The sequence below is a fragment of the Shewanella sp. FeAMO genome (assembly GCF_053653955.1).
In genome coordinates, this window is the sequence record NZ_CM132201.1 from 943534 (window position 1) to 957341 (window position 13808).

Sequence of the window (13808 nt, forward strand, 5' to 3'; positions counted from 1 at the left end):
GTTGGCCTCTTGAGTAATTTGATTGCGTTGAATGTGGTGAACTCCCAGTTGTTGGAGTCAGGCCTGGTGCCCCACACAAGAATGAACAAGGACGGCGGCCTGATAGGCGCCGGCCCAGGTTGCGAATGGGTGCTCAGGGACAGGGAGCGCACCATAGGCGACTACTTCTGTCGCATCCTCTGGTTGGACGGTCATTTCTGTATTGAAGATCTCTGCGGTCGGGTGTTTCTCAACGGCTCCACCGTGGAGCTTGGGCGGGATCGCAAAGCCCGGCTGAATGAGAACGATCATATCGCCATTGGCCCCTACAAAGTACGGGTGACGCTGCTCGACAGCGAGCAGGCAGACGACCCGGTAACCGGCCAGCTTTCTGAATGGTTCAAGTCTGAGAACGGTTCACTTATTCAGGCGGAAACCGCCGAAGAAGAGGAAGAAACCGATGCCAGCCTGGATGACCCTTTACTGGCACTGGACAGGCAACAACAGGCCGCGGTCAAAAGCGTTGAATTTGACCAGGAATCTGTGACCAAAGAGCAGGAAAACGCCGAATCCCTGCTGGCCAAGGAACTCTACTGGCAAGGCAAGAATTTTACTGCCCAGGCCGACACGGACTTCGATACCGGTTCGGCTATTCATCTGAACAAACGAGCGAAAATGGACAATATTATGGACGAGAATGCACTGGACTTACTGGAATCTGAAGTCAAAAACGGCCTGGGCAATGATTGGCCCGCCGATGAAGGCACCCATATCGCCACCGGCCCTATGCTGCGCGGCTTAGGGGTACAGTTGGGTGATATGAACGACACAGGCACCCAGCAGGCACTGGCCATTGAAATGGGCGCTGCTTTGCAGGCCGCCATTAAAGGCCTGCTGTCACTGCATCAGGATGCGCAAAGCAGCCGTTATGATCTGATCAACAAGAACCTGCAGCCCATCGAAGATAACCCGCTGCGTCTGGGGCTGGATTATCAGGAAACCGTCCGCACTCTGTTTGATGACAACAAGAGCCCGGTGCATCTGTCTCCGGCGGCCGCCATCAGCGAGAGTCTGAATTCCATTGGGCACCACAATGAAGCGGTACAGCACGCCATCACAGAGGCGCTCAACTACATCCTCAAGTCTTTCTCACCCGACACCTTGCTGAGGCGCTTCAGCCAATACCGCAAGGTGAGCGAGTCGGCGCTCAACCCAGGTGATAACTGGGCCTGGGAAATGTATGAGAACTACTACCAGGAGCTGACGTCATCCCGTCAACAGGGCTTCCGTAAACTCTTCTGGGAAGTGTTTGAACAGGCCTATGACAAGAAACTCAGGGAACTGCAAAGGGAATTCTGATGGGACTGATAAGGCTGGGTTTAATCGGGCTTTGTTTGCTTCAGCTGGCCGCTTGCAGCTCGGCATGGAATGCCACCAAGAAAACGGCGCAGGTACTGTGGGACCCTTCCATTCCAGTGGGAGAGGCCAAAGACCTGCCGACACAACTGACCTACAGCATGTATGCGCTCGATAAGGTCAACCCCAATGCGGCCGGCGATGCCACGCCGCTGGAGCTGGTGGTGTACGAGCTGGAAGATGACTCCAAGTTTCTGGCCGCCGACTTTGACTCGCTTAAGGCGGATTACAAAGAGGCGCTCGGCTCCAATTATATCGACCACAGTGACTACACCCTGCTGCCGGGACAGTTCAAGTTTATCGACCATTTCGCTGTCGATGAGGACACCAGATACATAGGCATCATGGCGCATTTCAGTGATCCCGAGGTCGCCCAATGGAAGAAGGTCGTCAAGATCAAACCCATGGGCCGTGAATATCACCTGCTGATGTTTTTCAGTGAGCAGGACATAGTACTGGATAAAGTGGAATAACAATGTCTTCAAGAAACAGAGTGATATGGAGTGAAGGGCTGTTTATCAAGCCTCAGCACTTCCAACAGCAGCAGCGTTATCAGGAATACCTCACTGACGCCAGGCTCAATGCGGTCAGCGGTTATCTCTATGGGATCACCGAGCTTGAACTCAACCCCGAGTATCTCAGCTTTGGTCGCATTGCGATTCAGCGTGCCCGTGGCGTAATGCCGGATGGCACTGTGTTCAACATCCCTCAGGAAGATGTATTGCCGGACGCACTGGAAGTGGCCGACAGCTCACTGGCCAACCAGATTGTTTACCTGGCGCTGTCGCTGCGCAGTGATTCAATTACCGAAGTGGCCCAGGACGAGCAGGGCGCCGGACGTTATCTCAATCGGCGTCACGAGGTGCGGGACATTCACACCCATCAGGGCGACTTTACCGCCATTGATGTCAGCCCGGTCAGGCTCAGATTGATGCTGGAGAAGGAAGATCGCAGCGCCTACAGCTCGCTGGCCATCGCCCGCATTCTGGAAAAGCGTCCAGATGGCAGTGTGGTGCTGGATCCCAACTTTATTCCCTGCCATTACAATGTCAGCGCCGTGCCGATTTTGCACCGTTTCCTCGGAGAGATGGCCGGTCTGATGCGCGAGCGGGCCCGCAATATCGCCCAGCGCCTGGGCTCGCCGAGCCAGGGCGGGGTGGCAGATGTGGCCGATTTCATGTTGCTGCAATCTCTCAACCGCATGCAGCCTGTGTTGCAGCACCAGTCCCTGTCGCGGACCCTGCATCCGGAAACCCTGTATCAGGCTCTGGTCAGTGTTTGTGGTGAGCTGTTCACCTTTACCGATGACAGCCGCATGGCACCGGCGTTTGCCGCCTATGACCACGATATGCCGGTATCGGCCTTCACTCAGGTAATGTCGACTCTGCGTCAGTCTCTCAGCATAGTGCTCGAGCCCAAGGCGGTATCGCTGCAGCTGCACAAACGCAAGTATGGCCTCATGGTGGCGCCGGTGCAGGATCCGGATCTGTTGAAACAGGCCGACTTCATTCTGGCAGTGCGCGCCAGAATGCCGCTGGACGAACTCAAGAAACTGTTTATCCAGCAGACCAAGATCGCCTCGGTGGAGAAGATCCGCGAGCTCATTTCGCTGCAGCTGCCGGGTGTGCCTCTGTCTCCGCTGCCGGTGGCCCCAAGGCAGTTGCCTTACCACGCGGGTTACACCTACTTCCAGCTGGAGCGTTCCAGCCGGGCTTGGGAGATGCTGGTGAATTCCAGCGGTTTTGCCTTCCACGTGGCGGGGGACTTCCCGGAACTCGAACTGCAATTCTGGGCTATCAGGAGCTAAGAAATGGATATCAAAGCAGAAAAACAGCCTATATCGCCTGAGCAGGTCGAAGAGCTGCTCTATGACGAAGCGCAGAACATGAATGCCGATAAAGAGTATTGGTTTCAACTGCGTGGTGACAGCCTCAATGCACTTATCGATGCGGCATCTCCTCTTATCGGCATGGTGTTGCGGGTACGCAAGCTGGCCATCTTGGATGATGTGGAAAAGCTCTATCACAACACTGTGGATGACATCATGGCCATCGAGGCCGAGCTCACCGAGGCGGGCTATGATCGCGCCGAAGTGCTGGCCTATCGCTATGTGCTTTGTTCCTTTATCGATGAAGCCGTGATGAATACCCCCTGGGGCGCCGACAGTGCCTGGGCCGAACATTCGCTGCTGACCCGTTTTCACAATGAAACCTGGGGCGGGGAGAAGGTGTTTGGCATCCTGCAGCGTCTGGAAACCGAACCGAGCAAATATCGTGAACTGCTGGAGTTTATCTACCTGTGTTTCTGCCTGGGTTTCGAAGGGCGCTACAAGGTGGTGGCCAACGGCCGTGAGGAGTTCGACAAGATAGTCAATCGCCTCTATGAAACCCTGCGCCACCTCCGGGAAGAAGAACCGGAACTGCTGACCGGGGCCACAGAGCATGTGGTCAACACCCGTTATCGCCTTGGGCGCCAGATGCCTATTTGGACAGTCTTTGCCGGTTTCGGCCTGATGCTGACCATAGTCTTTCTGTTTTATTCCCTGTCCCTGGCGAACAAGTCCTCGGGCGTGCTCAAGCAACTGTATCAGATCCTGAATTGAGGAAGCTGTGATGATCCGAATTGAACTCACTACCTTGATCGGCAAGCTCAATGCCGTGACCAAACTCGCCATGGAAGAGGCGGCATCACTCTGTATTGCCCGTCAGAACCCGGAAGTGACCTTTATGCACCTGCTGACTTGTCTGCTGGACAATCCGCTGGGTGATGTGCGTCTGCTGCTCAAGGCCGCCGAAGTCGATGCCGAGCAGGTAAGGCAAATTGCCGGTGAAACCCTGCCAAGGGAAGAGAGCCTGGAAACCTATCCGGCATTTTCACCGCTGCTGGTCGAGCTGCTGCAGGATGCCTGGCTGCTTTCAAGCACCGAACTTGGCCAGACGGAACTGAGATCCGGCGCCATCTTCGCCGCCGCACTGATGCAGGCCGAGCGTTACCTGCCAAGGGATCTCGCCACTCTGCTTGGCAGCATTAATCGCGAAACCCTGAGACGGGAATTCAATACCCTGACCCAGGCTTCATCCGAATCGCAAACGGTCAAGGCCGAACGCGGCGCACCGGTACTGAATGAGGCCCAATCGTCGCTGGCCAAATACACCAGCAACTTTACCGAGTTGGCCCGCAAAGGCGAGCTGGATCCTGTATTGTGCCGGGATGATGAGATCAACCTGATGATCGACATCTTAAGTCGCCGCCGCAAGAACAACCCGATAGTGGTTGGTGATGCCGGTGTGGGCAAGAGTGCCGTGGTGGAAGGTTTGGCGCTGCGTATTTGTGACGGCCGGGTGCCGGATGCGCTCAAGGGGGTGCAGCTGTTGTCGCTGGATCTTGGTCTGTTGCAGGCCGGCGCCGCGGTTAAGGGCGAGTTTGAAAAGCGCCTGAAGTCGATTATTGAAGAGGTCAAACAGTCGGCCGACCCCATCATACTCTTTATCGATGAAGCCCATACCATGATAGGCGCCGGTAATCAGGAAGGCGGCGGTGATGCGGCCAACCTGCTTAAACCGGCTCTGGCCCGCGGTGAGCTGCGCACCATAGGCGCCACCACCTGGAAAGAGTACAAGAAGTATTTCGAGAAAGACCCGGCGCTGAGTCGCCGTTTCCAACTGGTGAAACTCGATGAGCCCAGTGTCGAACAGGCGGTGAATATTCTCCGTGGCCTGCACGGGGTCTATGAGTCTTCCCACAATGTATTGATCCAGGACTGCGCCCTGCGCTCGGCGGCTTATCTGTCGGCGCGCTATATCTCCGGCCGTCAGTTGCCCGACAAGGCCATCGATGTGCTGGATACCGCCTGTGCCCGAATCGCCATTAATCTCAGCAGTACCCCCAAGCGTTTGGCGGCATTGGATAACTTGCGCCATCAGCGCCATATGGAAACCGAACTGCTGGAGCGCCAGAAAAAACTCGGTCATCCGGTTGATGAAGAGCGCCTGAATCATCTGCACCAAGCCCAGGAAGAAGCCGACAGTGAGTATGCCGAGCTGGAATCCCTGTGGCAGCAGCAACAGGCGGGAGTCACTCAAGTAGTGGCCCTGAGACGCGCCATTCTTGATTGTGACGATGAAGCAGAGCTCGAAGGGCTGCGGCTGGAGCTGCAACAGGCCGAAGAATCACTCGAAGCCATCAGTGGCGATCAACGCCTCATATACCCTCAGGTGGATGAGGCCCAGATAGCGGCAGTCATCTCCGACTGGACCGGCGTGCCGGTATCGCAAATGAGTGGCGATGAGCTGCACAAGATAACCCATCTGCCTGAGCTCTTGGGGCATAGCCTCAAAGGGCAGGATGTGGCCATTGCCCGCCTGCACAAGAATATGCTCACCGCCAGGGCAGACCTGCGCCGCGCCGGACGTCCCAAGGGCGCCTTCCTGCTGGTGGGCCCAAGTGGCGTCGGCAAGACAGAAACCGTGGTACAGATTGCCGAGCAGCTCTACGGCGGCAAGCAATTCCTGACCACTATCAATATGTCCGAATATCAGGAGAAGCACACTGTCTCCAGGCTGATAGGCTCGCCTCCCGGGTATGTCGGTTTCGGTGAGGGCGGTATTCTGACCGAGTCCATCCGCAAGATGCCTTACTCCATAGTGCTGCTCGATGAGGTGGAAAAGGCGCATCCGGATGTGCTGAACCTCTTTTATCAGGCGTTCGATAAGGGCGAATTGGCCGATGGCGAAGGCCGGTTGATTGACTGCCAGAATGTGCTGTTTTTCCTGACCTCCAACCTGGGCTATCAGACGATAGTGGACTACAGCGCCCAGCCAGAGCTGCTGGACGACAAGCTTTACCCTGAGCTGGCGGCCTTCTTCAAGCCTGCGCTGCTGGCGCGAATGGAGATAGTGCCCTATCTGCCGCTGGGTGAAGAGGTGCTCAAGGAGATCATTCACTACAAGCTGGCGTCGCTGGAGCAGCGTTTGCTGGAGCGTTACAAGGCCAAGGTGCATTGTGACGAGACTCTGGTGGATGAAATCATGCGCCGCGCGACCCGCAGTGAAAACGGCGCCCGTATGCTGGAAGCCATCATAGACGGCCAGGTACTGCCGCCCTTATCGCTGTCGCTGCTCAACAAGCTGGCGGCCAAAGAGGAGGTCAGTGAGATCCATCTGGGCTGCCGTGACGGTGAGTTCTTCGGAGAGGCGCGATAGTGGTGACTGAGCAGTGGTTGGAACAGGCGGCAAAATTGCTGGAATGCCAGCAGTTTGATGGGCTGTTGCAGCAGTTTCTCGATACTTTGGCATTGGAGCTGGGGCTGGATAACCATCTGTTTCTGGCGCCGGGCTTCGATGGTCGGGAACTCAAGCCACTGTCCTGCCTTGGCCTGTGTGAAGGGATCTCATTGCAGGCGCTTTGTTTGGCGGTTACCGACTTTCGTCATCCGTTTGCCCATGTGTTGCAGACAGGCGAAGCCATGCTGCTGAACAAGGCCCGGCTCGCCTACTGGCAGGAGCACAGCGGTTTTGTCAGCCTGTGCGATCGGGTCGGCAAGGAGCAGGCACTGCTGCTTTTCCCGCTGAGCCATGAGGGTCATGTGCGGGCTATCCTCTGTCTGCGTCTGGCCGAGCAACAGGGCAGTGGTCTGCTTGTCCGTCAGGACTGGCAGCAATATGCCGCCGTCTTTATGCGCCACTGGCAGTTGCTGGATAAGTTGTTGCGGCAGAATTCAGATCAGTCTCAGCTGTCGAGCTCGCTCGATGAACTGCGTCGCCAGCAGCAACAACATGATGCCATGCAACAACTTGGCAAGAACCTGGTGGGCGACAGTCAGGCCATGAGTCAGCTCAGGCAGGAGATAGTGCGCGGCGCGGCCTCACAGTTGTCTGTGTTGGTGCAGGGCGAAACGGGGACGGGCAAAGAACTGGTGGCCCGGGCGATACACGACTTTTCTGAGCGCAGCGGCAAACCTTTCGTGGCGATCAACTGCGCCGCAATACCGGAAAACCTGCTGGAGTCCGAGCTGTTCGGTTATGCCAAGGGGGCTTTTTCCGGTGCCGACAAGGATAAGCAGGGGCTGATAGCCCAGGCGCACCAGGGCACGCTGTTTTTAGATGAAATCGGTGATATGCCTTTGAATCTGCAGTCCAAGTTACTGCGGGTACTGGAAACTGGGCACTACCGGGCACTGGGAGGCAACAAGGAGATCTACGCCGATTTTCGCTTGGTGGCCGCTACCCATGTGAACCTCAAGGAGCAGATCCACAGTGGTGAGTTCCGTCGCGATCTCTTCTACCGCTTGTGCCAGTTTCCACTGCAGCTACCGGCGCTCAGGGAGCGGCTCGAGGATATCCCCGATTTGGCGGCGCACTTTATTGCACTGTTCAATCAGAGTCAGCAGCGACAGATCCCCGGCATCCGCTTTAGCGCCCTCAATCGGCTGAAGAACCACGGCTACCCGGGCAATGTCCGCGAGCTGCGCAATATGCTGGATTATGCCTGCGCCCTCACTGCCGACGGTGTCGAGATAGATACTGCGTCTTTGCCGGCGACGGATTCGGAAATGCCCAAGCCGCAATTACCCAGCGAAGAGGGGCAGGAGTTTGAGGCCATTTCCGATCTCAGGCTGGCGGTAGCTCAGTTTGAGCGGGCGGTGATCAGCGCCAGATTGAAGGCCTGCAACGGTGACAGAGCCAAGGCGGCTGTCAGTCTGGGAATGCCGAAACGCACCTTTTCCCACAAATGCCAGAAGTTGGAGATTAACGAATAATGTCAAGGATTCAAGGCGTTATATTTTTATGCCTGTGGGGGCTGGCCGCTTCGGCTCAGGCCTCGGACGACACAGTGGCCAAGGCAGAGGCTTGTACCCAAATCCCTTCCAGACTGGAGCGACTGGCTTGTTTCGATGAGCTGTTCAACACTCCGGTGGCAACCGTGGTGCCGCAGCAAACCACTGACAGCAGCCCTTATCCCGAGGCGTTTCAGGTCGCCATGGCGTCCGAGAAAAATCGTCAACAGGGCATGGCCTTTATTGCCGGGCATCAAGCGGATGCCGTAGAAGATCTCTGGTTGACCGCGCCTGCTATAGGCGCCTTGCCACCGCGTCCGGTACTTATGCTCAGCTGCATCGACGATATTAGCCGGGTCGAACTGATGTTGCCCACGGCGCTGGAAGATGGCTGGGCCCAGGTAGGGCTGCAGATCAACGGCGTCGAGCAGCAGTCGCAGCGCTGGCTCAGTGATGATACCGGCTATATCTTCCGCACCGGCCGCGGCCTGCCGGCCATTCAGGTGATGAAAGCCCTGATCCGCGGCGACGATGTGCGCCTGCGTTCGGCCAACAAGGCGATAGACGGCTTACAGTTTGATACCCGAGAACTTGGCAGTGCGCTCAAGCCACTGCGTCAATCTTGCAGGTGGTGATAGATGGATCTGAATCAATACCTGGATAAAGTCAGCCGCCCCATCAGTGAGGCCAATCCCATAGGAGAGCGCCTCAGCGATGATGTGCTGTTTGACTATGTGGAAGGCCAGATGATGAAGGTGGGGTCGCTTTCACATTCCGAAGTGCAATGGCACGAGGTGGAGAGTGCGGCCTTAAAGTTGCTGGAAACCAAGAGCAAGGATTTGAAACTGCTCACCTATTTGCTGCAATGCCTGCAGCATCAGTGCAGTTTGGAGCGTTTCTCCTGTTCGCTGGCACTGCTGGAGCGTTTTATGGCCTCCTTCTGGGAGACTTGCCATCCGGCGCCGGGCCCCAGAGGCGTGTTGCCCAGGCGCAAGTTTTTCGCCCAAATAGTGCAGCGAACCCTGAAAGCAGCCGAAGGGCTGGATACCGATTTTTGCGATCCCGACACCAAGTCGGTATTGCTGCAGTCTCTCAAGGCTCTATGTGATACCGCGGCCGCCAAAGAGTTGCCTGTGGATGAACTGCAGGCCCTGGAGGCCAAGCTCAAGCGCCGTTTCAGCAGTGAGCCTGCCAACAAGCCCAAACCCGCGCAGGAATCCAGCGCCGGTGAAAGCCGCAGTAGCAGTGAAAGCAGGGATATGCCTAGGCTGGAGATAGACAACAGCAGTGACAAGGCGACCAAGCAAGCTCTGCTCAAGGTGGCGGACTTTATCGCCGAGAATCCGGCTGGCATGGCGCTTGGCCTCAGGCTCAGACGCTTTGCCATCTGGTTCAGTGTGACCTCGGCGCCGGAAAATGCCAATGCCAAGGGCGAAACCAGCCTGATGCCTATCTCTGCCGACAGAGTGGCCGAGTATCGAAGCCAGTTGGCCAAGAGTCCGGATCTGGCGCTGCTCAGACGCATAGAGCAGAGCCTTAGCCTGAGTCCTTTCTGGATTGACGGTCACTGTCTCAGTGCCCAATTGGCACAGACCTTGGGGCAGCCGGCCTGGGCTCAGGCGATTCTGGAAGAGACGGCAGCCTTTGTTGAACGTCTGCCTGCGCTTTTGGATATGTCGTTCAAAGGCGGCGTGCCTTTTGTTTCCAAAGAAACCCGCAGTTGGCTCAACGGCAGCGAGCAGCAGGGTTCAGGTTCGGCCGAAGGCGGCAGTTACGAGCAGGAAATTTGGGAACTGGCCGCCAGTGGCGGGTTGTCGCTGGCATTTGCGGCGCTCAACGAAAAACTGCACAAGGCCACTGAGCCGAGGGACAAGTTCTATCTGCGGCTGCTGGGGGCCGACTTGAAAGACAAACACCAGTTAGGGGCCATGGCAGAGGTGGAGTACCAAGTGCTGCTTGGCCAGGCCACGGACACCAGTCTGGCGGATTGGGAGCCGGGTCTGATGTCTCGTTTACAACAAAAAGTCAATCTGAGTTAGGTACAGGGAAATGTATATGTGGTCGATGATCAAATCCTTTTTGAGGAAACTGCTGCCGGAACTGAAGTCGGCGCTGCCCATTTTGCTGGTGGCTATCTTCGTTCTGGTCAATGTGGCGATTTGGTGGGCGGGCCCCTGGCTGGAGCTGGACGGTGAGAAACCGTTGGCATCGACAACGGCCCGAATTATAGCCAGCACCATCTTCTCCCTGTCCTGCTTTACTATTTGGGGCTGGGTGCAGTGGCGTCGTCTGCTGCGTATCGGCGCCTTGAAGGTCAGGGAGCAGCAGCTCAAGGAAGACCCGGTGAAGATCCTGGTGGAACGCCAGGAGCAGGAACTCAACGAGGTGATGGTGGGCATGAAAGAAAGCCTCAACACCCGTAACTACCTGTACGCCTTGCCTTGGTTCCTGGTGCTTGGGGTGGAAAACGCCGGTAAGACCAGCCTGATTAACCGCTCCGGGCAGAAGTTTGTTTTCTCTTCCGTTATGCGCGCCTCGGGCAAGAAGTCTGAAAACCCCTTCTCTTTTGACTGGTGGATAGGTGACGATGCCGTACTGATTGACCCGGACGGTGAGCTGTTGACCCAGAAGCCTTCGGTAACCAGCCCGGATGGCGAGACAGAGCGCCGCCTGTGGTTGCACTTTGTCGAGTGGCTGGAGCGCACCCGCAGTCGCCGCCCCCTGAACGGCGTGGTGTTGGCGCTGGATATGGCCAGCCTGGTCAGCGATCCTGTGGCCGAACGCAAGGCCTACGCCCACTTGTTGCGTGCCAGATTGCGCGAGCTGATGGAAACCCTGTCAACTCGTCTGCCCGTGTATATCACTCTGACCAAACTGGATCTGCTGCTGGGATTCGAGCCCTTCTTCCGCCATTTCACCCAGGCGCAGCGGGATGAGATCCTCGGTTTCACCTTCTCCCTGAATTCGGTCAACGATCTCGACAGCTGGCTCAATGAGTTTGATCAGGATTGGCAAGACTTTATTCAGCGCATCAATGCCGGCCTGCCAAGGGCGCTGCTGCAGTGCCGCGACAAGGAAGAGCGCTCGGCCATCTACAGCTTCTCACGTCAGATTGCCGGTGCCCACAAGGTGCTGCGTGAGTTTTTCGTCGATGCGTTGGCAAGCGATCAGTTCTCGACCTCGGCACTGGTGCGCGGGGTTTATATGACCTCTGTTTATCAGCAAGGTGTGCCGACAGATGCCTATGTGGATGGCGCTTCCCGCCGTTATGGCCTGAGTGAGTCGGTCAACAGTGCCCAGCGCAGTGAAAACTCTACTCCCTATTTCACCCGTTCGCTTTTTACCCGCATCATATATCCGGAAGCGGGTCTGGCTTCGGACAACTTCAAGGTGGCCAAGCAAAAACGCCGCATCATGGCACTGTCCTTTGTGGCCTGCTCTATCGCCTCAGTGCTCTTGATAGGCAGCTGGCACAGATACTACCTGCTCAACAGCGCTCAGGCCGATGCCGTGCTGAGTAAGGTGAATGAATACAACGAGCTTATCGATAACACAAATTTCGATCCGCTGGCCCGCAATGTGATCCCGCCACTGAACACCATTCGGGCGGCTACCCTGGAGTTTGGTTTCTTCCGTGACAAGCCGAGGTTAATCTCAGATCTCGGCCTCTACCAGGGTCACACCATAGGACCCAAGGTGGAAGAGACCTATCTGAACCTGCTGTCTTATCGTTATCTGCCGATACTGCTCCGGCAAGTGGCGCGGGATCTGGCCGATGCGCCAGAAGGCAGTGATGAAAAGCTGGCGGTATTGCGGGTATTCAGAATGCTGGCCGACAAGAGTGGCCGCCGCGACAGCTTTGTTCGCGAATACTTTGCCGATGTTTGGCAGAAGGCCTATGAAGGCAATCGTGAGCTGCAGACCCAACTGATGGAGCATCTGGATTACGCCTTGTTGCACACAGACTTGCAGCATGCACGGCTGGAGTCCAATCCGGACGCTGAGACTGTGCTCAAGCCATTCGATACCATGGTGGCCCAGGCCCAGAATGAGCTGAGCCTGCTGCCGATAGAACAGCGGGTATACAGATACCTCAAGTCCTCTTCCGTATCTCAGTTGGGGGCACCGCTGGATCTGCGTTTGACCGTTGGCCCGGCCAATGAATTGGTGTTTGACTCCCAGATAGCGGCGCAGGATCCTGAGATCTTCAAGATCCCGAAAATACTCACCAAACAAGGTTTTGAGCGCTTCTTTATCCCGAGATCTGATTCAGTCGCCGAGCTGGCGTTGATTGACAGCTGGGTACTCGGCCAGGCTCACAGCACAGACTTCAGCGATGCCGACAAGACGGCGCTGCGCAACAAGATAGTGGCCCAATATCTGGCCGACTATAACGCCAGCTGGCGCCGGGCGCTGAATGGTTTTGAACTGAAGAATTTCGAAGACATCAACCAGGCGGTGTTGGTACTGGATAACGTGGCCATGAGCAACAAGCCGCTATCGCGCCTGCTGGAAACGCTGGGCAGCAATACCCAGCTGTTCCCGGATATGCCGGATGATGATCAGGCCCGTCAGGCGCTGCTCAAATCGCCTCAGTATCGTATCGCCTCGACCATAGACGGTGACTTTGTCGAACTGAACCAGATGCTCAAGTCCCAGGACGGTAAGCCGGCTTATCTGGATGAAGTGATGGAAGCAGTGGTGCGCTTGCACGCCTATCTGCGCGGGATCCAAAACTCCCCGGATGTGGGCAAGGCGGCACTGAAGGCGGCTCAGGAAAGGCTCAAGCTCAACGATGCCGACCCTGTTTACGCGCTGGAACGTATTTCCGATGGCCTGCCCAAGCCGCTGGACTCCATGGTGTCCAAGTTGGCCAAGGAGAGCTGGAAGGTCGTGCTGCAGAGTGCTATCAAGCATCTTGAGGTGCGTTGGTACAACGAAGTGTATATGGAGTTCCAGCAGAATCTGGCATCCCGTTATCCCTTCAATCCCAAGGCAACTAAACAGGTGTCGATTGCCGATTTTGAACGTTTCTTCGGCCCGCAAGGCACGCTGAATACCTTCTATGATCAGCAGATGCGGATGTTCCTGGAAGAAAATATGGATCAGCTCAACCAACTGGCAGGCAGTGAAACCGGCCTGATCCGTAAAGAGGTCTTGCAGGCGATAGAGCAGGCGAAACAGATCCAGACCGCCTTCTTCAACCTCAAGGGCAACCTGGACGTACAGTTCACCCTGGAGCCCCTGCAGATGAGCCCCAACAAGCGTCGTAGTGTGATCAACGTCGATGGCCAGTACGTGGAATACACCCATGGCCCACGTCGCGCCATCGAATTGGTATGGCCCAACACCTTGCGGGAAACGGCCGAGAGTAAGCTGACTTTGGTGCCAAGCGAAGTGAATATGTCACCGCGTTCCTTGAGCTACGAAGGCCCATGGGCATTCTTCAGGCTGCTCGACAGCGCCAGGATCACCGGCTCCAGCTCGACCAGTGTGGATTATCAGTTCAATGTGGATAAGGGCGATATCTCCTATCGGATCCACACGGCAGACAACAGTAATCCCTTTACCTCAAATCTGCTCAGCAACTATCAGTTGCCTAAAACACTCTACTGAGCCGCCGGGCTTCCACAGCGTG

Annotated in this window: 9 protein-coding genes; all 9 read left to right on the top strand. The window is 56.4% G+C overall.

The annotated features are described in order from the left end of the window. Positions 1-9 precede the first annotated feature (9 nt). The 9 genes from tagH to tssM are packed head-to-tail and all read left to right on the top strand — an operon-like array spanning position 10 to position 13786. Positions 10-1338, top strand: coding sequence for a type VI secretion system-associated FHA domain protein TagH (gene tagH / locus ACWAU4_RS04220; protein ID WP_062794014.1), 1329 nt, complete (start codon positions 10-12; stop codon positions 1336-1338). Continuing rightward, on the top strand, positions 1338-1868 hold the full coding sequence (tssJ, locus tag ACWAU4_RS04225) for a type VI secretion system lipoprotein TssJ (RefSeq protein ID WP_025889986.1): 531 nt from the start codon (positions 1338-1340) through the stop codon (positions 1866-1868). The genes tagH and tssJ overlap by 1 nt, the downstream gene beginning before the upstream one ends. 2 nt (positions 1869-1870) lie before the next feature. Further along, positions 1871-3202 (top strand): type VI secretion system baseplate subunit TssK, encoded by a 1332-nt coding sequence (gene tssK, locus ACWAU4_RS04230; protein ID WP_025889987.1) that lies wholly within the window; start codon positions 1871-1873, stop codon positions 3200-3202. 3 nt (positions 3203-3205) lie between these two features. Continuing rightward, on the top strand, positions 3206-3997 hold the full coding sequence (gene icmH / locus ACWAU4_RS04235) for a type IVB secretion system protein IcmH/DotU (RefSeq protein ID WP_028781258.1): 792 nt from the start codon (positions 3206-3208) through the stop codon (positions 3995-3997). A gap of 10 nt (positions 3998-4007) precedes the next feature. Further along, positions 4008-6596 carry a type VI secretion system ATPase TssH gene (gene tssH, locus ACWAU4_RS04240; protein ID WP_062793985.1) on the top strand — a complete coding sequence of 863 codons (2589 nt, stop codon included), beginning with the start codon at positions 4008-4010 and terminating at the stop codon, positions 6594-6596. Further along, the gene (locus ACWAU4_RS04245) at positions 6596-8152 is read left to right on the top strand and encodes a sigma-54 interaction domain-containing protein (protein WP_025012071.1); all 1557 of its coding nucleotides are present in this window, start codon (positions 6596-6598) and stop codon (positions 8150-8152) included. Before tssH ends, ACWAU4_RS04245 begins: the two co-directional genes overlap by 1 nt. Beyond that, entirely contained in the window at positions 8152-8805 is a 654-nt protein-coding gene (vasI, locus tag ACWAU4_RS04250) for a type VI secretion system-associated protein VasI (protein WP_025012072.1), read from the top strand. Before ACWAU4_RS04245 ends, vasI begins: the two co-directional genes overlap by 1 nt. 3 nt (positions 8806-8808) lie before the next feature. Beyond that, a complete protein-coding gene (gene tssA, locus ACWAU4_RS04255; protein ID WP_208125539.1) occupies positions 8809-10209 on the top strand; it encodes a type VI secretion system protein TssA in 1401 nt (466 codons plus the stop codon). A gap of 16 nt (positions 10210-10225) precedes the next feature. Next, positions 10226-13786: a type VI secretion system membrane subunit TssM gene (tssM, locus tag ACWAU4_RS04260; RefSeq protein WP_044733765.1), complete on the top strand. Its 3561-nt coding sequence runs from the start codon at positions 10226-10228 to the stop codon at positions 13784-13786. Positions 13787-13808: the final 22 nt, after the last annotated feature.